22 protein-coding genes are annotated in these 19,073 nt (G+C 60.7%); 12 read left to right on the top strand and 10 right to left on the bottom strand.

Features of this window, described 5'->3' with window-relative positions:
- Positions 1-1,068, top strand: a complete 1,068-nt coding sequence (locus tag AB4O08_RS02735; protein WP_010211353.1) for an AI-2E family transporter — start codon at positions 1-3, stop codon at positions 1,066-1,068.
- On the opposite strand, the gene AB4O08_RS02730 is transcribed toward AB4O08_RS02735, so the two are convergent.
- The 3 genes from AB4O08_RS02730 to AB4O08_RS02720 form a co-directional block, all read right to left on the bottom strand.
- Positions 1,065-1,235, bottom strand: coding sequence for a hypothetical protein (locus AB4O08_RS02730; RefSeq protein ID WP_010211350.1), 171 nt, complete (start codon positions 1,233-1,235; stop codon positions 1,065-1,067). The genes AB4O08_RS02735 and AB4O08_RS02730 overlap by 4 nt on opposite strands.
- 91 nt (positions 1,236-1,326) lie before the next feature.
- On the bottom strand, positions 1,327-1,521 hold the full coding sequence (locus AB4O08_RS02725; RefSeq protein WP_010211349.1) for a hypothetical protein: 195 nt from the start codon (positions 1,519-1,521) through the stop codon (positions 1,327-1,329).
- Positions 1,522-1,747: 226 nt separating this feature from the next.
- Complete coding sequence (locus tag AB4O08_RS02720; RefSeq protein ID WP_047542811.1) at positions 1,748-2,119, bottom strand: hypothetical protein; 372 nt, start codon at positions 2,117-2,119, stop codon at positions 1,748-1,750.
- A 156-nt stretch (positions 2,120-2,275) separates the two neighbouring features.
- Between AB4O08_RS02720 and AB4O08_RS02715 the strand changes: the two genes are divergently transcribed.
- Complete coding sequence (locus AB4O08_RS02715) at positions 2,276-3,094, top strand: shikimate 5-dehydrogenase (protein ID WP_044286959.1); 819 nt, start codon at positions 2,276-2,278, stop codon at positions 3,092-3,094.
- A gap of 57 nt (positions 3,095-3,151) precedes the next feature.
- On the opposite strand, the gene AB4O08_RS02710 is transcribed toward AB4O08_RS02715, so the two are convergent.
- Positions 3,152-3,799, bottom strand: a complete 648-nt coding sequence (locus tag AB4O08_RS02710) for a YceH family protein (protein ID WP_010211343.1) — start codon at positions 3,797-3,799, stop codon at positions 3,152-3,154.
- Positions 3,800-3,914: 115 nt separating this feature from the next.
- Between AB4O08_RS02710 and AB4O08_RS02705 the strand changes: the two genes are divergently transcribed.
- Positions 3,915-4,424: a DUF1993 domain-containing protein gene (locus tag AB4O08_RS02705; protein WP_460114683.1), complete on the top strand. Its 510-nt coding sequence runs from the start codon at positions 3,915-3,917 to the stop codon at positions 4,422-4,424.
- Between the two features lie 69 nt (positions 4,425-4,493).
- On the opposite strand, the gene sstT is transcribed toward AB4O08_RS02705, so the two are convergent.
- Positions 4,494-5,714, bottom strand: coding sequence for a serine/threonine transporter SstT (sstT, locus tag AB4O08_RS02700; RefSeq protein ID WP_021492028.1), 1,221 nt, complete (start codon positions 5,712-5,714; stop codon positions 4,494-4,496).
- Positions 5,715-5,940: 226 nt separating this feature from the next.
- Here sstT and AB4O08_RS02695 point away from each other — a divergent pair, with 226 nt between their 5' ends.
- Positions 5,941-7,098: an MFS transporter gene (locus AB4O08_RS02695; RefSeq protein ID WP_010211338.1), complete on the top strand. Its 1,158-nt coding sequence runs from the start codon at positions 5,941-5,943 to the stop codon at positions 7,096-7,098.
- 4 nt (positions 7,099-7,102) lie between these two features.
- On the opposite strand, the gene nhaR is transcribed toward AB4O08_RS02695, so the two are convergent.
- Positions 7,103-8,005 (bottom strand): transcriptional activator NhaR, encoded by a 903-nt coding sequence (gene nhaR / locus AB4O08_RS02690; protein WP_010211336.1) that lies wholly within the window; start codon positions 8,003-8,005, stop codon positions 7,103-7,105.
- A 134-nt stretch (positions 8,006-8,139) separates the two neighbouring features.
- Between nhaR and AB4O08_RS02685 the strand changes: the two genes are divergently transcribed.
- The 4 genes from AB4O08_RS02685 to mnmH all read left to right on the top strand — a co-directional run bounded on the left by AB4O08_RS02685 (position 8,140) and on the right by mnmH (position 11,394).
- A complete protein-coding gene (locus AB4O08_RS02685; RefSeq protein WP_010211334.1) occupies positions 8,140-8,391 on the top strand; it encodes a hypothetical protein in 252 nt (83 codons plus the stop codon).
- Between the two features lie 28 nt (positions 8,392-8,419).
- The gene (locus tag AB4O08_RS02680; protein ID WP_010211333.1) at positions 8,420-9,172 is read left to right on the top strand and encodes a TerC family protein; all 753 of its coding nucleotides are present in this window, start codon (positions 8,420-8,422) and stop codon (positions 9,170-9,172) included.
- 93 nt (positions 9,173-9,265) lie between these two features.
- Positions 9,266-10,300 carry a selenide, water dikinase SelD gene (selD, locus tag AB4O08_RS02675; protein ID WP_010211332.1) on the top strand — a complete coding sequence of 345 codons (1,035 nt, stop codon included), beginning with the start codon at positions 9,266-9,268 and terminating at the stop codon, positions 10,298-10,300.
- Positions 10,300-11,394, top strand: a complete 1,095-nt coding sequence (gene mnmH / locus AB4O08_RS02670) for a tRNA 2-selenouridine(34) synthase MnmH (protein ID WP_460114682.1) — start codon at positions 10,300-10,302, stop codon at positions 11,392-11,394. The genes selD and mnmH overlap by 1 nt, the downstream gene beginning before the upstream one ends.
- A gap of 110 nt (positions 11,395-11,504) precedes the next feature.
- On the opposite strand, the gene AB4O08_RS02665 is transcribed toward mnmH, so the two are convergent.
- Positions 11,505-12,560: a permease gene (locus AB4O08_RS02665; protein ID WP_010211330.1), complete on the bottom strand. Its 1,056-nt coding sequence runs from the start codon at positions 12,558-12,560 to the stop codon at positions 11,505-11,507.
- Between the two features lie 44 nt (positions 12,561-12,604).
- Complete coding sequence (locus tag AB4O08_RS02660; protein ID WP_021492025.1) at positions 12,605-13,306, bottom strand: hypothetical protein; 702 nt, start codon at positions 13,304-13,306, stop codon at positions 12,605-12,607.
- A gap of 250 nt (positions 13,307-13,556) precedes the next feature.
- On the opposite strand from AB4O08_RS02660, the gene AB4O08_RS02655 reads away from it, so the two are divergent.
- The 3 genes from AB4O08_RS02655 (at position 13,557) to hemB (ending at position 16,192) form a co-directional block, all read left to right on the top strand.
- The gene (locus AB4O08_RS02655) at positions 13,557-14,255 is read left to right on the top strand and encodes a glutathione S-transferase N-terminal domain-containing protein (protein WP_236266795.1); all 699 of its coding nucleotides are present in this window, start codon (positions 13,557-13,559) and stop codon (positions 14,253-14,255) included.
- A 3-nt stretch (positions 14,256-14,258) separates the two neighbouring features.
- Complete coding sequence (locus tag AB4O08_RS02650; protein WP_044286961.1) at positions 14,259-15,101, top strand: PhzF family phenazine biosynthesis protein; 843 nt, start codon at positions 14,259-14,261, stop codon at positions 15,099-15,101.
- A 116-nt stretch (positions 15,102-15,217) separates the two neighbouring features.
- Complete coding sequence (gene hemB, locus AB4O08_RS02645; protein WP_010211326.1) at positions 15,218-16,192, top strand: porphobilinogen synthase; 975 nt, start codon at positions 15,218-15,220, stop codon at positions 16,190-16,192.
- A 54-nt stretch (positions 16,193-16,246) separates the two neighbouring features.
- Here hemB and AB4O08_RS02640 read toward each other — a convergent pair whose 3' ends face one another.
- A complete protein-coding gene (locus AB4O08_RS02640) occupies positions 16,247-16,861 on the bottom strand; it encodes a LysE family translocator (RefSeq protein WP_010211325.1) in 615 nt (204 codons plus the stop codon).
- Between the two features lie 147 nt (positions 16,862-17,008).
- Between AB4O08_RS02640 and AB4O08_RS02635 the strand changes: the two genes are divergently transcribed.
- The gene (locus tag AB4O08_RS02635) at positions 17,009-18,094 is read left to right on the top strand and encodes a DUF1615 domain-containing protein (protein ID WP_042571482.1); all 1,086 of its coding nucleotides are present in this window, start codon (positions 17,009-17,011) and stop codon (positions 18,092-18,094) included.
- On the opposite strand, the gene AB4O08_RS02630 is transcribed toward AB4O08_RS02635, so the two are convergent.
- Positions 18,095-18,943 (bottom strand): DUF4349 domain-containing protein, encoded by an 849-nt coding sequence (locus tag AB4O08_RS02630; RefSeq protein WP_044286962.1) that lies wholly within the window; start codon positions 18,941-18,943, stop codon positions 18,095-18,097.
- Positions 18,944-19,073: the final 130 nt, after the last annotated feature.

Raw genomic sequence — 19,073 nt, 5'->3', positions numbered from 1 at the left:
ATGAATCAAACCAATCTGCAATTCAAGACCCTGCTGTTGTTGCTGGGCCTGGTGACCATCGCGTTTATCTGGATATTGCTGCCGTTCTACGGCGCGGTGTTCTGGGCGGTGATCCTCGGCATCATCTTTGCCCCGATGCAGCGGCGCCTGCAGCAGCGCTTTGGCTGGAACCGCAACCTCACTTCCCTGGCCACCTTGAGTGCCTGCCTGATCATCGCGATCCTGCCGGTGATCATCACCAGCGCCTTGCTGGTGCAAGAGGGCGCGACGCTCTACAAGAACATCGAAAGCGGCAAGCTGGACGTGGCCGGGTATATCGAGCAGTTCAAGAATGTGTTGCCGCCGTACTTCCAGCACCTGCTGGACCGTTTCGGCATGGGCAACCTTGAAGGGTTGCGCGAGAAAATCGTCAAGAGCGCAATGCAAGGCAGTCAGTTCTTTGCCACTCAGGCATTCAGCTTCGGCCAGGGCACGTTTGATTTCCTGGTGAGCTTTTTCATCATGTTGTATCTGCTGTATTTCCTGCTGCGCGATGGCCCTGAACTGGTACGTAAGGTGCGCACCGCGGTGCCGTTGGCCGAGCCACAAAAGCGCCGGTTGCAACTCAAGTTCAATCGGGTGGTGCGTGCCACGGTCAAGGGCAACGTGCTGGTGGCCGTGACCCAGGGTGCGCTCGGCGGGTTGATCTTCTGGTTCCTGGATATTCCCAGTGCATTGCTCTGGGCGGTACTGATGGCGTTTCTGTCGTTGTTGCCGGCGGTGGGCGCGGGGATTGTCTGGGGGCCGGTAGCCGCCTACTTCTTATTGAGCGGCGCAATCTGGCAGGGCGTGGTGCTGGCGCTGTTTGGCGTGTTTGTGATCGGCCTGGTGGACAATGTGTTGCGGCCGATCCTGGTGGGCAAGGACACCAAGATGCCGGATTACCTGATCCTGATCTCGACCCTGGGCGGTTTGTCGGTCTTTGGCTTGAACGGCTTCGTGATCGGGCCGCTGGTGGCGGCCTTGTTCATGTCCAGTTGGGCGTTGTTCGTGGAGAGCAAGCCGCGAGTCAAGTTGCCGTTGCCCTAAAAGGCAGCTTCAAGCTTGAGGCTTGCAGCTGCTTCACGGCTGCTTATAAAAGGACCACTGATGGCTTCGCCATCGCGAACCAGGTACCAGCAGGCGAGCAAGCCCAGCTGGCGAAGAGGGGCGGGGACGGCGCTGCCGATGACGGACATGATCTGAATAGTGGCCATAAGGACCTCCGATTGCTATGGAGGTCACTGTACGGGGCAGGCTGATCTAGGAAAAATCACCTGGCTCGATAGTCGACATCGACGCGAGACGTCAGTCCACCACTTGATCGAGCATGTTCACCACTTCCTGCTCGCTGAGCAGACCCTTGCGCACCAGGTTTTCCGCCAGCAGCGCGAGGAATTTGGCGCTGCGGTGGCCCTCCAGGTGCTTGAGTTCGGTGAGGGCGCTGTAGACTTTGCTGGATGTGCAGAGGCCAGCGGTGCGGTGCGGGTTTTGCGTGGGCATGGTCAGTCGTCCTTGTTGTTATTGGGTGGACAGGATCGATAGTGGAAGGCTGTCGTGACACAAACATGACAGCGCAAGGCCGGTTCGAGCAAGTAGACATTGGTGTCGATGATGTGCGATTGCGCACCGGGCATTGTCCTCAGAGCGACCTTGACGGCATGAATCCGGACTTTCCAGGCAAAAAAAAGGCCCCGCAATCCGGCGAGGCCTGTTTCAGGCGATCCGCTTACCAGCCGCGACCGTAATAGCCGTGGGGAGGGCCGTAGTAGCCGCGTGGTGGACCGTAATAGCCACGCGGTGGGCCGTAATACACCGGCGCCGGACGATAATAAACCTGCTGTTGCACATACACCGGTGGCGGCGGTGCGTAGTAGACCGGCGGCGCGGCGTACACCGGCTGCGGTTGCACATACACCGGCTGCTGCACGTAGACGTCACGCGGCTGGCTGGCAACCACGGAGCCCACGACGGCTGCGCCGACTAAAGCACCCAATACGGCCGGGCCACCCCAACCACCACCATGGGCGGAGGCTTGGCCTGCCATCGCGAGTGCGCCAACCAGCAAGGCGATCTTGGGGATTGTACGAATCATGGTCATTCCTCGGTTAGCCCCAGCGCTTGTGGTCTGCAATCAATAGATTCAAGTAATGTCGCGGGGATACTTTTAAGACAACGTATTTCTGAAAAACAGCACAGCCGCTAGGTAAAGGTTGTGTAAGGTCTGTACCCAATTGCTTACTCAAAGGAGTTATCCATGCAGATGCACCCCAACAAGGACACCCAACTGTGCATGTCTCTGTCGGCGCGCCCCGGGAATTTCGGCCTGCGGTTTCATAACCACCTGTACGAGCAGTTGGGTCTGAACTTCTACTATAAAGCCTTCAGCAGCCAGGATTTGCCCGGCGCGATCGGTGGTATCCGCGCGCTGGGCGTACGGGGTTGCGGGGTTTCCATGCCCTTCAAGGAGGCTGCCATTGCCTTAGTGGATGAACTGGACGATTCGGTTCAAGCCATCGACTCCCTGAACACCATCGTCAACACCGACGGGCACCTCAAGGCCTATAACACCGACTACATCGCCATCGAGCAACTGCTGAAGAAGCATGCCGTGCCTAAGGACTCGACCTTCGCTCTGCGTGGCAGCGGCGGTATGGCCAAGGCCGTGGCCAGTGCCTTGCGTGACGGTGGTTACGCCAATGGCGTAATCGTTGCGCGCAACGAAGCAGCAGGCCGGGCGCTGGCGCAGAACCTGGGATATGAGTGGCGAGCCGAATTGGCGGATATGCGTCCGCAGATGCTGATCAACGTGACGCCCATCGGCATGACCGGCGGGGCTGAGGCAGACGCGTTGGCGTTTGACGCTGATGCGGTGGATGTCGCGGAGACTGTGTTCGATGTGGTTGCGATCCCCTCGGAAACACCATTGATCGTGCGTGGAAGGGCCCAGGGCAAGCGGGTGATTACCGGCTTGGAAGTCATTGCCATCCAAGCGCTGGAGCAGTTTGTGCTCTATACCGGCGTGCGGCCGACCGATGAGCAGTTTCAGGCGGCAGTGGCCTTCGCCCGAAACTGAAGCCTTGCCTGGAACGAACGTGGGAGCGAGCAAGCCCGCTCCCACACGTTGACTGTTTTAGGCCTGTTCCAGTAGCGCCAACCGCTCTTCCAACGCTGCAATCCGCGCTTCCAGCTCTTCAATCCGGTCCACGGAAACCCCAACCCCACGCTCTGCCGGGCTACCCCGCGCCGCAATAATCGTCTCGATGTCCGCCGGGTCACCCAGCGCATGGGTATACCGATCTTCCCGTTGCCCGGCCTGACGCGGCACCAGCAGCGCCAACCCTCGCGCAATCAAACGCTCAAGCTGGTGCACCACCTGCTCAGTATCTTCAAAATCATGCATGCGCCCGCTGCGGGTGAGCAGTTCGTTGACCGTCTGCGGCCCTCGCAGGAATAACAAGCCAATCAGGATGACCTGGGCTGGCACCAGTTCCAGTGCCTTGTCCACCCGATGTTCCCAACGGTCGGCGCGGCTGCCCATCACCAGGCGGGTAAAACCCTGGCCCTCCAATGCGCGCAGGCTTTGGCCGACCTGGCCCTGACTGAGGTTCATGACGGGTTCGCGACTGGTCTTCTGGTTGCAGGCCAGTACCAGCGCATTGAGAGTCAGGGGATAGGTTTCCGGGTTGGTCGCCTGTTTTTCGATCAGGCAGCCCAGGATGCGGATTTCCGTGCTGTTCAGGCGCGGCTCAGGGGTCTCGGTGTCGTGCTCGGCGGTCATCGCGCTTTCCCTATGCAGTGAGCTCACTAGCGTAAGCCGGAAAAAATAAAAGACAAGCGCCCGGCATGTCTATAATCGCCGCTGGTTCAAACCGTGACATTACCCAGAGACTGCCATGACTATTTCCCTGTACGCCGCCTCCATCCCGGTCTTCAAGCAAATGCTCACCGCCCTGAGCGGTGTGTTGACCAAAGCCGAAGCCCACGCCACCGCCAAGAACATCGAGCCGAACGCCTTGCTGCAGGCACGCCTGTTCCCGGACATGTTCCAACTGGTTCGCCAGGTGCAGATCGCTGTCGACTTCGCCAAGGGCGTTTCCGCACGCCTGGCCGAGCTCGAAGTGCCGAAATATGAAGATACCGAAGTCACCTTTGCCGACCTGCAAGCCCTGATCGCCAAAGTGTTGGCCTTTGTCGACACCATCAAGCCCGAGCAGATCGACGGCAAGGAAGGCATCGAGATCATCACTCGCCCAGACACGCCGAAAGAAAAGCGCTTCAGCGGCCAGTCCTACCTGCTGACCTACGGCCTGCCGCAGTTCTTCTTCCACGTCACCACCGCCTACGCTCTGCTGCGTCACAATGGCGTGGAAGTGGGCAAGCGCGACTACATGGGCGCTTTCTAAGCATCCAGCCACAAAAAAGCCCGGGGTCGTTCTTCAGTGAACGGCCCCGGGCTTTTTTGTGGCTGGCGATTAAGCCGGCTGTTCTTCCTTGCCCAGGCAAGCGGCGGCAGTGAACAGTACATCGGTGGACGAGTTCAGCGCGGTTTCCGCCGAATCCTGTAGCACACCGATGATGAAACCCACGGCGACTACTTGCATGGCGATGTCACTGGGAATGCCAAACAAGCTGCACGCCAGCGGGATCAGCAACAGCGAGCCGCCCGCCACGCCGGAAGCACCGCAGGCGCAGATGGCCGCGACCACACTGAGCAGCACGGCAGTTGGCAGGTCGACGGCGATGCCCAAGGTGTGCACGGCGGCCAGGGTCAGCACGGTGATGGTGATCGCAGCACCGGCCATGTTGATGGTGGCACCGAGTGGGATCGACACCGAGTAGGTGTCTTCATGCAGGCCCAGGCGTTTGCTCAAGGCCAGGTTGACCGGGATGTTCGCCGCCGAACTGCGGGTGAAGAACGCGGTGATACCGCTTTCACGCAGGCACATCAGCACCAATGGATACGGATTGCGGCGCAGTTTCCAGAACACAATGGCCGGGTTGACCACCAGCGCCACGAACAACATGCAGCCGATCAGCACCACCAGCAGGTGGGCGTAGCCGAGCAGGGCGCCAAAGCCGGAAGTGGCCAGGGTCGAGGCTACCAGGCCGAAAATGCCCAACGGCGCAAAGCGGATCACCACACGCACGATCAGCGTGACGCCATTGGACAGGTCGTCGAGTACGGTGCGCGTGGTCTCGCCGGCATGACGGATGGCTACGCCCATACCGATGGCCCAGGCCAGGATGCCGATGAAGTTGGCGTTCATCAGCGCGCTGACCGGGTTGTCCACCACGCTCAACAGCAGGCTTTGCAACACCTCACCAATGCCGCCCGGTGCGCTGACCGTTGCATCATGGGTTGCCAGCACCAGCGAGGAGGGGAACCACATGCTGGCAATTACCGCGACGACGGCGGCAGCAAAGGTGCCCAGCAGGTACAGGAACAGGATCGGCTTGATATGGGTTTCCTGGCCGTGCTTATGGTTGGCGATCGACGCCATCACCAGCACAAACACCAGGATCGGTGCCACGGCTTTGAGCGCCGTGACGAACACCTTGCCGATAAACCCGGTGGCCTTGGCCGCCTCGGGCAGCAGCAGGGCGAGCAGGATGCCGGCGATCAGGCCGATGACGATTTGCGTGACCAGGCTGACGCGCGCCAGTCGTTGCAGGAGGGATGGGGCAGCAGTCATAACACTTGTCTCTAGTTTTTGGAGGCACAGCGGCGTACGCAGAAATGGCTGTAGGACGCGGATCGCGAAGTCTAGCACGCTGTAGGAAATGTCCTCGCCTGTGCGGCATTGCGTCACCCGCCCGTCCCAGTCTTTGCAAAATCCTGTTAAGATTCCGTCCTCTCATCTTTTCTTCCGTCAGCGGGCCCTTCGGGCTGTCGTTGATGTCGTCGTTTCTGGAGTTTTCATGTTGTTTCCCATCCTGCTGCTGTCAGCCGCCGGCTTTACGGTGCTGACCACGGAATTCGTCATTGTCGGCCTGCTGCCCTCCATCGCGCGGGACCTGAATGTGAGTGTGTCCCAGGCTGGGCTGCTGGTGACCTTGTTCGCGTTTACCGTGGCGGCCTTTGGTCCGTTTCTGACAGCCTATTGCGCGCGTTTCCCACGCAAACGGCTGTTCATCAGCATCCTGATCCTGTTCGGCGTGGCCAATACGGTGGCGGCGCTGGCACCGAATATCTGGGTGATGGCATTGGCGCGGTTGATCCCGGCGCTGGGGCTGCCGGTGTTCTGGGCGTTGGCCAGCGAGACGGCGGTGGACATCGTCGGCCCGGAATTCGCCGGGCGTGCCATCGAGAAGATCGGCTTTGGTATCGTCTGCGCCACGGTCTTCGGCATTCCGGTGGGTACCTTGATTGCCGATATGTTCGGCTGGCGCGCCGCGTTTGCCATTCTCGCGGTGGTGGCGTTGGCCAAGGCCTTGCTGCTGTTTATCTACCTGCCGGTGACCCAGCCCAAGAATGATGAAGTGACGTTGCGCTCGCAGTTCAAGATCCTGCGTAACCCGCTGATGCAGGGGCATATCCTGCTGTCGATTTTGGTGTTCAGCGGCATGTTCACGGCATACACCTACTTAGCGGACATCCTGGAGCGCCTGGCCGGTTTCGACGGTACGTTGGTGGGCTGGTGCCTGATGGGCTTCGGTGCCGTCGGGCTGATTGGCAATTCGTTGGGCGGGCGTGCGGTGGATCGCCACCCGTTGATCGCGTCGATGGTGTTCTGCGGCTTCATGATTGCGGGCATGGTGGCGCTGGTGCCAGCGATCCATTCCACCATTGGCCTGGCAGCGGCGATGGCCGTGTGGGGCGTGACCCAGGCGGCGATGTTTCTGGTCAGCCATGTGCGCTTGATGAAGGCCGCGCCTCATGCACCGGCATTTGCGGCGTCACTCAACATCGCCGGGGCCAACCTGGGAATCGGCCTGGGCGCCATGGTGGGTGGCCATGTGATCGACACCCTCGGCTTGGGCAGCCTGGGCTTTGCCGCGTCCGGGTTTATCCTCGTGTCGATCCTGCTGGCGTTGTGGCTGATGACCGCCAAGCAACCGGTCGCCTCCCAGGCCTGAGCCGTCAGGGCAGGGTGGTGAACAACTCCCGTCGAGCGCCTTCGGTAATCGCCACGATGCCGGGGTGCTTGACCTTGCGTTCCACCGAGATCGCGTAGAACGACTCGGTCACCGCCACGGTCTGGCCAATCAGCGCCACGCCGTACTGGCGCACCACTTCATCGGCAATCACGCTGGGGGCGATAAAGATCCCGCTGCCGGATTGGCCGAATGCCTGCATCAAGGCGCTGTCGTCGAATTCACCGATGATTTTTGGTTGGATCTGCTGTTCGGCAAACCAGCGCTGCAAACGACTGCGGACCACGGTTTCCGCCCCTGGAATCAATAGTGGCGCGCCGTGCAGGCATTGTGGGAAATCCCCGCCGTATGTGTCAGCCAACGCCTGGGTGGCGAAAAAGCTGATGCCACACTCGCCCAACTTCTGGCTGTAGCCCTTGATGTCCAAGTGTGTCGGCATGGGGCTGTCGGAAATCACCAGGTCCAGGCGCTGGATGGCCAGGTCGGCCAGCAGGCGTTCGAGCTTGTCTTCGCGGCAGGTAATGCGGATCGCCTCGCTCAACTCCATGGTCGGCGCAATCAGCCGGTAGACGATGGACTTGGGCACCACATCCGCCACGCCGACGCGGAACAGGATCTGCTGTTCATTGGGCTGCGCGCGCAGCATGGCCTCCAATTCATTGCCGGTCTGGAACATCTGCTCGGCATAGGGCAGGGCCTGGCGTCCGGCTTCAGTCAATTCCAGTTGACGGCCGACGCGCTGAAACAGCGCTATACCAAAGGTTTGTTCCAACAGGCTAATCTGCCCGCTGATGGTCTGGGGCGTGAGGTTAAGCTGCTCACACGCACGCACGATGCTGCCAGTCTTGGCCACCACCCAAAAATAGTGCAGTTGTCGGTAATTGAGCATGGCGATCATCACTTCGTAAAAATCGAAGTATACGCGAGAAAAATACGAATTTTCCTGAACTGTTCACCTGCATAGAATGCCTCGCTATCGCGGGGCCACTATCTGGACCCAATGGTTCTAACGAGGAAGACATCATGAAACTCAATTCCCTGGGCGCGGCATCGTTGCTTGCGCTTTCATTGGTGGTGATCAGCGGCTGCGATCAGGTCGAAAAAAGCGCGCAGCAGGTGCTGGGCAAGGCCACCGAATCGGCCAAGCAAGCCATCGATGACACGCATAAGGCGGCCGAGCAGGCATTGAGTGAAGCGACAAATGGCCTGATCAACCCACAGAAGAAGGATGATCAGGAAGAGAAAGAAACAGAATCGAACAGCAAAGAAGCCTAATTTTCCCGCACAACGTCAGGACTGACCTATGGATTACCTTTTACAACTGGCCGCCAGCCCCACCGCCTGGGTTGCCCTGGCGACCTTGATCGTCATGGAGATCGTGCTGGGCATCGATAACCTGATCTTCATCTCGATCCTCACCAACAAGCTGCCGGAGCAGCATCGAGCCAAGGCGCGGCGCATCGGTATCAGCATGGCGTTGGTGTTGCGTCTGGGCCTGTTGAGTACCATCGCGTTCATCGTGCAGTTGACCGCGCCGGTATTCGAAGTGTTTGGCCAGGCGTTTTCGTGGAAGGACATGATCCTGATCGCCGGTGGCCTGTTCCTGGTGTGGAAGGCGACCACCGAGATCCATCACAGCATGGACCCGGAGCCGGAAGAGAAGGAAACCAGCGCTGGCAACGTCGTGGCCATCGGTTTCGCCGCGGCCATCGGCCAGATCCTGTTGCTCGACCTGGTGTTCTCCATCGACAGCATCATCACCGCCGTGGGCATGACCGAGCACTTGCCGATCATGATCATTGCCGTCGTGACCTCGGTGATCGTGATGCTGGTGGCGGCCGAGCCGTTGGCCAAGTTCATCAACGACAACCCGACCGTGGTAATGCTGGCCCTGGGCTTCCTGATCATGATCGGTATGACGTTGATCGCCGAAGGCTTCGGCGCCCATGTGCCTAAAGGCTACGTGTATGCGGCCATGGCGTTCTCGGCGGCGATCGAGTGCCTGAACATCGCCCGACGTAACCGTCACAAGCGTTTGCTGGCTGCCCGTCAGTAACCGCTGCACCCAATAGGCCGGCTGCGCTCACAAGAGCCCAGCCGGCTTTTGCTGTCTGTTAGAATTCGCGCACTTGATAGCGTGAGGTCCACCATGAACGAGCCGATTCGTCTTACCCAGTACAGCCATGGCGCGGGATGCGGTTGCAAGATATCGCCCCAGGTATTGGAGGTGATCCTCGCCGGTAGCGGCGCACAGAACCTCGATCCCAACCTGTGGGTGGGCAACGCGTCGCGCGATGACGCGGCGGTGTACGCGATTGATGACGAGCGCGGCGTGGTCTCGACCACTGACTTCTTTATGCCGATTGTCGATGACCCCTTCGATTTCGGCCGGATTGCTGCCACCAACGCAATCAGCGACATCTACGCTATGGGCGGCGACCCGCTGATGGCCATCGCCATTCTCGGCTGGCCGGTCAATGTGCTGGCGCCGGAGATTGCCCGGGAGGTGATCCGTGGCGGCCGTTCGGTATGCGATGAAGCCGGTATTCCCCTGGCGGGCGGTCACTCCATCGACGCCCCGGAGCCGATCTTCGGGCTGGCGGTGACCGGTATCGTGCAAAAGCGCCATATGAAGCGCAATGATACCGCTACCGTCGGTTGCCGCCTGTATCTCACCAAGCCCATTGGCATCGGCATCCTGACCACCGCTGAGAAGAAGGGCAAATTGCGCGAGGCAGACATCGGCCTGGCACGTGACTGGATGTGTACCCTTAACAAGCCTGGCAGCCGTTTCGGCAAACTGGCGGGGGTAACGGCCATGACCGACGTCACTGGCTTCGGCCTCTTGGGACATTTGGTGGAAATGGCTGACGGCAGCGGGGTGTCGGCACGCATCGAATACGCAAAAGTCCCACGCCTGCCTGGGATTGAGGACTACTTGGAGCAGGGCTGTATGCCGGGGGGGACCCTGCGCAACTTTGACAGTTATTCCAGCAAGCTCGGGCGTCTGCAGGAGTTGCATAAGCGCGTGCTGTGCGATCCGCAGACCAGTGGCGGGCTTTTGATAGCGGTCACCCCCGAGGGCGACGCCGAGTTCCATTCAGTGGCCGCGGAACTGGGCCTGAGCCTTGAGCCTATCGGCGCATTGGTTGAGCGACAGCGCCACGCGGTAGAGGTGTTTTGATGGCGACTGACATCACTGACTACCGCGACATCTTCCTCAATGACCGGCCGATGATGGACACCCGCGCGCCGGTCGAATTCGTCAAAGGCGCGTTCCCTGGGACCGTCAATCTGCCGCTGATGACCGACGATGAACGCCAGCGTGTCGGCACCTGCTACAAGCAGCAGGGCCAGCAAGCGGCAATCGTGCTCGGGCACGAACTGGTGTCCGGCGCGATCAAGGCGCAACGCATCGAACAGTGGGCGCAGTTCGCCCAGGCCAATCCCGAGGGCTACCTGTACTGCTTTCGCGGCGGTCTGCGTTCGCAGATCGTGCAGCAATGGCTCAAGACCGAGGCGGGCATTGAATACCCGCGTGTCGGCGGCGGCTATAAGGCCATGCGGTCCTTTTTGCTGGAGACCGTCGAGCAAGCGGCCACACAATGTGATTTCGTGTTGCTGGGCGGTATGACCGGCACTGGCAAGACCGAAGTCCTCGGCCAGTTGCGCAATGCCCTGGATCTGGAGGGGCATGCCAACCATCGCGGTTCCAGCTTCGGTAAGCGCGCTACGGGCCAGCCGTCCAACATCGACTTTGAAAACCGCCTGGCAGTGGACCTGCTGAAGAAACGTGCCGGCGGCATCGAGGGATTCGTGGTCGAGGACGAGAGCCGCATGATTGGCAGTTGTGCGTTGCCGTTGCCATTGCACAAGGGGATGCAGACTTATCCCATGGTTTGGCTGGAGGACAGCGTCGAGGGGCGAGTCGAACGCATCCTGCGCGATTATGTCGTGGACCTGTGTGCGGAGTTCGTCGACGTATTTGGCGAGCAGGGCCACGCGCTGTTTGCCGAGCGGCTGACCCAGAGCCTGGCCAATATTCACAAGCGCCTCGGTGGCGAACGTTTCCAGCGACTGCAAGCGGTGATGCAGGACGCCCTGGCGGAGCAGGCGCGCAGTGGCGCAGTGGATTTGCATCGGGTCTGGATCGAGGGGCTGCTGCGCGAGTACTACGACCCGATGTACGCGTTCCAGCGTGAAAGCAAAGGCGCGCGGATCGAGTTTGCCGGGGAGCAGGGCGCGGTGGTGGAGTATCTGCGCGAACGAATGGGGTGAACTTTTCGGGTGCCATCGCAGGCACGCCGGCGCCCACAGGCTGGTGTGTGAACACCGTCAAACGTGCGAGCTGGCGTGCCTTCGATGAGCGCCTGAAGCTCATCCAAAACCTAAAGAAGCACCGCTCCGATCAACCCACACACCACCCCCACCAGCATGGTCAATCCGGCAACCGTTGCCAGCACTCGCGCATCAAAATCCTTACGCAGCATCAGCAGTGACGGCAGGCTCACACTGGGCAAGGTCATCAACAGGGCCACGGCCGGGCCGGTGCCCATGCCCAGGGCCATCATGGTTTGTACGATAGGTATCTCTGCCGCCGTAGGAATCACGAACAACGTGCCGACAATCGCCAATGGCACCAGCCACACCAGGCTGTTGGTCATGGCCCCATCCACATGCGGGAACAGCCACACCCGCGCCGCGCCCAGGATCAGCACCGCCAGGATGTAGACCGGGATGGTGCTCCAGAACAGTTGCCACAGGGTGCGCAGCCAGCGGCTCAGGAAGGGTTGGGACTCGACAACGCTGACTTCGGCCATCGCCTCCAGCGCTGGCTCAGGAACCTGATCCGGCCGCGAAATGCGCTGCGCCACCAGCGACACACCCACCACCAACACAATGCCTGCCACCAGGCGTAACGCGGTAAAGCCCCAGCCCAGCACAAAGCCCATGAATACCAGGGTGGCAGGGTTGAGTACCGGGTTGGCGATCCAGAAGGCCAGCGCCGCGCCCACGGACACCTGCTGGCGGCGCATGCCTGCCGCAACCGGTGCCGCGCAGCAGCTGCACATCATCCCCGGCAAGGCAAACAGCCCGCCGCGCAAGGTAGACCCGAGTCCGGCACGGCCAAACAGGCGCAGCAGCCAATCGCGGGGTATCAGCACTTGCAACAGCGAACCGAGGATCACCGCCAGCACGGCGGCCTTCCAGATCGCGAGGAAATACACTTGGGCATAGGCCAGCGCAGCGGCCAGTGGCGCGCTTTGCTGATCGTTGAGGATCGAAGCGCCGATGCTGTGGTTGTCGGCGGCCACGAAGGCCTTGAGGTAGTAGGGCGACCACTTCACGTAGTAGAGGCCAACACAGGCAATCAGCAGGAACAGCGCTGGTTTCCACCAGAAAGACCAGCCTCGGTTGGGCTGGGATGAAGTGACGTTGGGCATGGTGTGAGTCCGCAGGTGAGTCAATAGCGACGCATCATACGCTGTCAGCTATCGGCACTCACTTGTGTCGGTGCCGGGCACCCTTCGGCGCCGTCGTTCAAGCCTTGCTTGTAGTTGCGGCTCAGCAAGGAGGCCTTGCCGTTGTGCCAGGTCAGCGTCAGTACATACAGCGTGTCGTAGTCGCTGCCGGACCAGTCGTCGGTGATGGTGTGTTTTTCGCCCGACGCTTCACTGGCCACCTTGTTGATCAGCTCCGGCAGGTAGCCGTGGGACCATGCGGTGTAGATGGTGGCGTTGTGGTACTTGTCTTCCACCAGCTCGTCGGCGAGGGCGCTGGTGTCATTCGCGGAAAACTTGATGTTCACCGGCAGGCCCAGCTTGATGGCGCTGGGGCTGATGGTCATCAGCGGTCGAATATAGCTGTAGGAATTGTCCAGCTCGCCTTCTTCCACATTGCGTGTCGGGTTGGCGGCGAAGACGAAATCGGCCTTGCCGAATTTGTCTGGCAATACCGTGGCCAGGTTCATTGCCCGGTTGAGGCCCTGGCAATTGAGTTGCCCCAGGCCCCCGGCGGGTTTTTCACCATGGCGCAGGAACACCAGGGTTTGCACGCCATCCACGGGTTCGGCGCTGCTGATGCGCGATTCCAGGGTCAGGCCGAGAGCGCCGCCAACCAATAACAGCGGCAACATGATGTATGAATATCGTTTCAGATGTCGCGCAAGGCACAAAGGCTTGATGGTCATTAGTGTCGAGTCTTCAGTGCATCGGGTTAAGGCGGACAAGCCCGGCCCCAGTAACGCATCCGGCGTCCTGCGGTGTTCCCTGTCGATATAACGCGTTGCCTCCATTCACTGTTTGAGCGTACTTGAGAGTGCCCGCGGGCCTATTGGTTCGCCCAAACGGGATAATAGCCAGCAGTTATTGCGCATTGATGACTCATGCAGGACGCGTGGTAGATGACTATCATGGTTGCTTTCTGCCCAGGTACTTGCGATGAACCCACTCGCCGCTTTCCCGATCAACAGCAAATGGCCTGCTCAGCATCCCGAGCGCTTGCAACTCTATTCACTGCCGACGCCCAACGGAGTGAAAGTCTCAATCATGCTCGAAGAGCTGGGCCTGCCCTATGAAGCGCACAAAGTCAGCTTCGAGACACAGGACCAGTTGTCTCCCGAGTTCCTGTCCCTGAACCCCAACAACAAGATCCCCGCGATCATCGACCCCAATGGCCCCGGCGGTTCGCCACTGGCGCTGTTCGAGTCCGGTGCGATCCTGATCTACCTGGCGGAAAAAACCAGCCAACTGCTCCCCGAAGACCCGGCCACCCGCTATGAAACGATCCAATGGCTGATGTTCCAAATGGGCGGTATCGGCCCGATGTTTGGCCAGTTGGGTTTTTTCAACAAATTCGCCGGCAAGGCCTACGAAGACAAGCGTCCCCGCGATCGTTACGCCACCGAATCCCGGCGTTTGCTCGACGTGCTGGAGAAACGCCTGCTGGGCCGGACCTGGATCATGGGCGACGAGTACAGCATCGCCGATATCGCGACCTTCCCGTGGATCCGCAACCTGATCGGCTTCTACGAGTCCGGTGACCTCGTGGGCATTGCCGACTTTCCTAACGTGCTGCGCGCGCTGGACGGTTTCGTCGCACGGCCGGCAGTGATCCGTGGCCTCAATATTCCGAGTTAAAGCATGCCGACTTTCGATTTCAAGCAGCTGGACGTCTTCAGCCGTGTGGCGCTCAAAGGCAACCCGCTGGCGGTGGTGTTCGGTGCAGACAGCCTGACTGACCAGCAGATGGCGGACTTCGCCAATTGGACCAACCTCAGTGAAACCACGTTTTTGCTGACACCGCGTGATCCAAGGGCTGACTATCGGGTGCGAATTTTCACCACCTTGACGGAGCTGCCGTTCGCCGGGCACCCGACGCTGGGCAGTTGCTACGCGTGGCTGCAGGCCGGCGGGGTCTCAAAAGGCGAGGAGATCATCCAGGAGTGCGAAATCGGCCTGGTGCGTATCCGTCGCCAGGGCGAAGAACTGGCATTTATCGCGCCACCGTTATTGCGCTCCGGGCCGCTGGAGGCCTCGTTGGTTGAACGCGTGCGCTTGGCGCTGGGCCTTGCACCCGAGGCCATCGTGCGCAGCCAATGGGTCGACAACGGCGCGGGCTGGCTGGCGGTGATGCTGGCTGACCGCAATCAGGTACTGGCTCTACAACCGGACTATTCGCAACTGCTCGGTTTGGCAGTGGGGGTGATTGCACCGTGCGACCCTGCTCACGACGATGTGGACGCGCAGTTTGAGGTCCGCGCCTTCATCGCGGGTGATGGCGCCCCGGAGGACCCGGCCACCGGCAGCCTGAACGCTGGCGTCGCCCAATGGCTGCTGGCCGAGGGCCTGGCGCCTGAGTGTTATGTGGTCAGCCAGGGCACGGCCATTGGACGGGCGGGGCGGATTCGCGTCGAGCGTCAGGGCGATGAAATCTGGGTTGGCGGCGCGGTGGCCGTCTGTATCGAAGGGCGACTGCAGCTCTAGATCAATGAATTGTTACGGGCGGCGCAATACACTATTGGCCCCTCGGCGTTTGTGCTGCCGGGGCGAAGGGGCATAAGCTTTCGCCCCAAAGATTTCTGCCTTCTGATAGGAAAGCCATGACCAGCCAGTTCCCCCAAGCCCGCCCACGCCGCCTGCGCCGCTCTCCGGAGCTGCGTGGTTTGTTTCAGGAAAGTGAATTCACCCTCAACGACCTGGTGTTGCCGATCTTCGTCGAAGAAGAAATCGACGACTTCGTGCCCATCACCAGCATGCCCGGTGTATTGCGCATCCCTGAGAAAAAACTGGCCGGTGAAGTCGAACGCTATGCCCGTGCCGGCATCAAGTCGGTCATGACCTTTGGCGTGTCACATCACCTGGATGCCAGCGGCAGCGACACCTGGAAGGAGCGTGGCCTGGTCTCGCGCATGTCCTCGATCATCAAGGACGCCGTGCCGGAAATGATCGTGATGTCCGACACCTGCTTCTGTGAATACACCGACCACGGCCACTGTGGTGTGATGCACGGTGCCCATGTCGACAACGATGCAACCCTGGTCAACCTCGGCAAGCAAGCCGTGGCTGCCGCCCGCGCCGGTGCTGACGTTATTGCGCCTTCTGCAGCGATGGACGGCCAGGTCCAGGCGATCCGCCGCGCGTTGGATGATGCCGGTTTCACCCATATCCCGATCATGGCGTACTCGACCAAATTCGCCTCGGCCCTATACGGCCCGTTCCGCGAAGCCGGGGGCAGCGCGCTCAAGGGCGACCGCAAAAGCTACCAGATGAACCCGATGAACCGCCGCGAAGCGGTGCGCGAGTCGCTGCTGGACGAGCAGGAAGGCGCGGACGCGCTGATGGTCAAGCCTGCCGGTGCCTACCTCGACATCATCCGCGACATCCGCGAAGCCTCGCGCCTGCCGGTGGCGGCGTATCAGGTCAGCGGAGAGTACGCGATGATCAAATTCGGCGCCCAGGCGGGTGCGATTGATGAGGACCGCGTGGTGCGCGAGACGTTGGGATCGATCAAGCGTGCAGGTGCGGACCTGATTTTCACCTACTTCGCGATGGACCTGGCGCTGGCCGGGATCTAACTCCATCCCCACGGTAGGCGCTGGCAAACCAGCGCCTACCGTTTTTTCGGTGTGTCAGCGCTGCGCAAACGCCAGGTTCAACCCCAGCCCCGCAAAGGCCGCCGCAAAGCTGCGCCGCAACCAATTCTGAACCCGTGGCGATTCGATCACTGCGCGGCGAAATACATTGGCCAGCAGGCCATACACCACGAACACCGCAAACGTCATCCCCATGAAGACAGCACTCAGCACCAGCATTTGCAGGGCCGGCGCAGTGCTGCCAGGCGTGACGAACTGGGGCAGGAAGGCCAGGAAAAAAATCGTCAGCTTAGGGTTGAGAATGTTCATCAACAGTCCGCGCAACATCAGGCTTCGTGCACTGGACAGCGTAGGGGTTTCGCTGACCGCAAAGGCCGAGCGGTCCCTCCAGGTGGCGTATGACACGTAGAGCAGGTAGGCAACGCCTGCGTACTTGAGCATATCGAACGCCAATGCGCTGGTGTGCAGCAGGGCGGAAAGGCCGAGTACCGACGCGAGCAAATGCGGGATGATCCCGGCGGTACAGCCCAGCGCTGCGAATACACTGGCGCGCTTGCCGGCGGTGAGGCCGGTGGACACCGTGAATATCACACCGGTGCCGGGGATCAATACGACAATCAGGCAGGTAATCAGGAAGTTCAGGCTGAGCATGGCATTCAAACTCCGTGTACGAATGGTCGATGACCGATCCTGTCACGTTTTACGGGTCACTGGCGAGTGCACAAGGTGGGCGAACCCTGGTTAGACTTGCCGGTCGATATCTGCAACGCCTGGCCCGTCGCCATCCAAGGAAGCCCAATGTATTCAAGCCGCCTGTTCCTCTGCCTTGCCACTTTGCTGGTGCTGGCCGGTTGCTCTACCACGCGCAACCCGCAACAGCCGGAGCGCAGCGAGGCCGAGGTGAAGGCGCAGATCGTGCGCCTGCTACCGGCCCAGGTGCCTGACCGCAAAGGTTGGGCCGAGGATATCTACACCGCCTTCGACACCCAAAAAATCTACCCCAGCACAGAAAACATCTGCGCCGTGCTGGCGGTTACCGAGCAGGAATCCACTTTTCAGGTCGACCCGCCGGTACCGAACATGGGCAAGATCGCCCAGGATGAAATCCTGCGGCGTGCCGGAAAAGTCCACGTACCGGCGTTCGTCGTACGCAGCGCACTGCAACTGCGCTCGCCCACCGGCAAGACGTACGCTGACCGCCTGAGTGCCGCGCGCACGGAGAAAGACCTGAGCGCCATCTTTGATGACTTCATCAGCATGGTGCCCCTGGGCAATACGCTGTTTGGTGGTTTCAACCCGGTGCATACCGCAGGCCCGATGCAGGTGAGTATCGACTTTGCGCAAAAACAGGCGCGGGGTTATCCCTATACGGTGGACGGCACCATTCGCCGCGAAGTCTTTACCCGCCGGGGGGGTATGTACTTTGGCATCGCGCATTTGCTCGGCTACCCAGTGAACTATGACCAGCCGTTGTACCGCTTTGCCGACTTCAATGCTGGCTGGTACGCCAGTCGCAATGCCGCGTTCCAGGCTGCCGTCAGCCGTGCGGCGGGCAAAGAGTTGGCGTTGGATGGAGATTTGATTCGCTACGGTTCACTGTTGCCGGGCACTACTGAGCTGGCGGTGCGTTCATTGGGCGCCAAGCTGGACATGCGCAACCCCAGCATCCGCAGCCAGCTGGAGCAGGGCGAGCAGCTGGATTTCGAGGACACCACGCTCTACAAACGCGTGTTTGCCCTGGCCGACAAGGCGGCGGGCAAGCCGATGCCACGGGCGATCCTGCCGGGCATCGCGCTCAAGAGTCCCAAGATCACCCGCAACCTCACCACCGCCTGGTTCGCCAAGCGGGTGGATGAGCGGTATCAGCGTTGCCTGAAACGCTGATCAATTTTTGTTCGAGCGGGGCTCCTGTGGTGAGCGGGCTTGCCCGCTCACCACAGGACGGCTCCTCACTACAAAGCGCCGCCACAGCCATACCCACAACCACACCACCGGGAATGCCAGGATCACGAACGGCAGCACATAGCTTGACCGCTCCAGGGCGTCGGCGGTGCCTTCCACCAAGTTGTCGCCCAGGTTGTTGAACATCCGGCTGAACCGTGACTGCTGGTTCGCACCATCGGAGGAGCGGAAATTCAGGGTCACACGGTTAGTGTCGAGGCGGCGTTGCTGGCCGGCGGCGACCTGCGCCAGTTCCTGCAGTTCGTTTTCAATGCCCGCCTGTTCCTTGCTCAAGGCAATCAGGTCACTGACGGTGATGTCTTTGCGCTTGGCCAGTTCGTCGAGGCGCAGTTGCTGGGATTGCAGCCGATCCTGGCGACGGCGCACATCGGCAACGGCATCGGCCAGGTCTTCGGCGGTGGTAATGCGCTGGCCGAGCGTGCCACCTTCAGCGGCCATCGCGACCATCGGCTCAACACCGGTGGGCGCGATGCGCAGGATGATCTGACCGCCACTGCCGTCTTCGGTGATGCCGAGGATATTGCAGGCGCCAAAGCGCGCGGTTTCGCAGGCTTCGCGGGTGGCCTGCATGCGCGGTGCGAGCAGGGCGCCGGGCAGGGCCAGGCTCAGTTCGTGTTCGTAGGCCAATTGAGCGCCGGCACGGCTTTGTTCGCCGTTGATCACCCTCGCGCGCGAAGAGTCACTGGGCGAGCAGCCGACCAGCGCCAGGCCGGCCAGTAGCATCAAAATTGGTCCACGAAGTAGGTGGGATTTGCCGTCCGTGTGGCGCATTGCAGTTCCTTGAAGGGGGCGGTGCGGCGATTAAAGCGGGTCTGGTGGATTAACGCAAAGCATCACGGGGGATTTGCATGATGGATGGTCATGGCCGCTGGTACCGGCGAGGCGTACATCTCAACCCTCA

This window comes from Pseudomonas sp. H3_E07 (genome assembly GCF_054668895.1).
This window is presented reverse-complemented; position numbering and strand designations above follow the sequence as displayed.

What these genes read in the sequence shown, in the direction of transcription:
- AB4O08_RS02685 (WP_010211334.1), top strand. Translation starts at nt 8,140, where the DNA reads ATGAAACTCAATTCCCTGGGCGCGGCATCGTTGCTTGCGCTTTCATTG.
- AB4O08_RS02630 (WP_044286962.1), bottom strand. Translation starts at nt 18,943, where the DNA reads ATGCGCCACACGGACGGCAAATCCCACCTACTTCGTGGACCAATTTTG.
- sstT (WP_021492028.1), bottom strand. Translation starts at nt 5,714, where the DNA reads ATGACTGCTGCCCCATCCCTCCTGCAACGACTGGCGCGCGTCAGCCTG.
- AB4O08_RS02695 (WP_010211338.1), top strand. Translation starts at nt 5,941, where the DNA reads ATGTTGTTTCCCATCCTGCTGCTGTCAGCCGCCGGCTTTACGGTGCTG.
- AB4O08_RS02735 (WP_010211353.1), top strand. Translation starts at nt 1, where the DNA reads ATGAATCAAACCAATCTGCAATTCAAGACCCTGCTGTTGTTGCTGGGC.
- mnmH (WP_460114682.1), top strand. Translation starts at nt 10,300, where the DNA reads ATGGCGACTGACATCACTGACTACCGCGACATCTTCCTCAATGACCGG.
- AB4O08_RS02730 (WP_010211350.1), bottom strand. Translation starts at nt 1,235, where the DNA reads ATGGCCACTATTCAGATCATGTCCGTCATCGGCAGCGCCGTCCCCGCC.
- AB4O08_RS02640 (WP_010211325.1), bottom strand. Translation starts at nt 16,861, where the DNA reads ATGCTCAGCCTGAACTTCCTGATTACCTGCCTGATTGTCGTATTGATC.
- hemB (WP_010211326.1), top strand. Translation starts at nt 15,218, where the DNA reads ATGACCAGCCAGTTCCCCCAAGCCCGCCCACGCCGCCTGCGCCGCTCT.
- AB4O08_RS02680 (WP_010211333.1), top strand. Translation starts at nt 8,420, where the DNA reads ATGGATTACCTTTTACAACTGGCCGCCAGCCCCACCGCCTGGGTTGCC.
- AB4O08_RS02650 (WP_044286961.1), top strand. Translation starts at nt 14,259, where the DNA reads ATGCCGACTTTCGATTTCAAGCAGCTGGACGTCTTCAGCCGTGTGGCG.
- AB4O08_RS02665 (WP_010211330.1), bottom strand. Translation starts at nt 12,560, where the DNA reads ATGCCCAACGTCACTTCATCCCAGCCCAACCGAGGCTGGTCTTTCTGG.
- AB4O08_RS02715 (WP_044286959.1), top strand. Translation starts at nt 2,276, where the DNA reads ATGCAGATGCACCCCAACAAGGACACCCAACTGTGCATGTCTCTGTCG.
- AB4O08_RS02635 (WP_042571482.1), top strand. Translation starts at nt 17,009, where the DNA reads ATGTATTCAAGCCGCCTGTTCCTCTGCCTTGCCACTTTGCTGGTGCTG.
- selD (WP_010211332.1), top strand. Translation starts at nt 9,266, where the DNA reads ATGAACGAGCCGATTCGTCTTACCCAGTACAGCCATGGCGCGGGATGC.
- AB4O08_RS02725 (WP_010211349.1), bottom strand. Translation starts at nt 1,521, where the DNA reads ATGCCCACGCAAAACCCGCACCGCACCGCTGGCCTCTGCACATCCAGC.
- AB4O08_RS02710 (WP_010211343.1), bottom strand. Translation starts at nt 3,799, where the DNA reads ATGACCGCCGAGCACGACACCGAGACCCCTGAGCCGCGCCTGAACAGC.
- AB4O08_RS02655 (WP_236266795.1), top strand. Translation starts at nt 13,557, where the DNA reads ATGAACCCACTCGCCGCTTTCCCGATCAACAGCAAATGGCCTGCTCAG.
- AB4O08_RS02720 (WP_047542811.1), bottom strand. Translation starts at nt 2,119, where the DNA reads ATGACCATGATTCGTACAATCCCCAAGATCGCCTTGCTGGTTGGCGCA.
- nhaR (WP_010211336.1), bottom strand. Translation starts at nt 8,005, where the DNA reads ATGCTCAATTACCGACAACTGCACTATTTTTGGGTGGTGGCCAAGACT.
- AB4O08_RS02660 (WP_021492025.1), bottom strand. Translation starts at nt 13,306, where the DNA reads ATGACCATCAAGCCTTTGTGCCTTGCGCGACATCTGAAACGATATTCA.
- AB4O08_RS02705 (WP_460114683.1), top strand. Translation starts at nt 3,915, where the DNA reads ATGACTATTTCCCTGTACGCCGCCTCCATCCCGGTCTTCAAGCAAATG.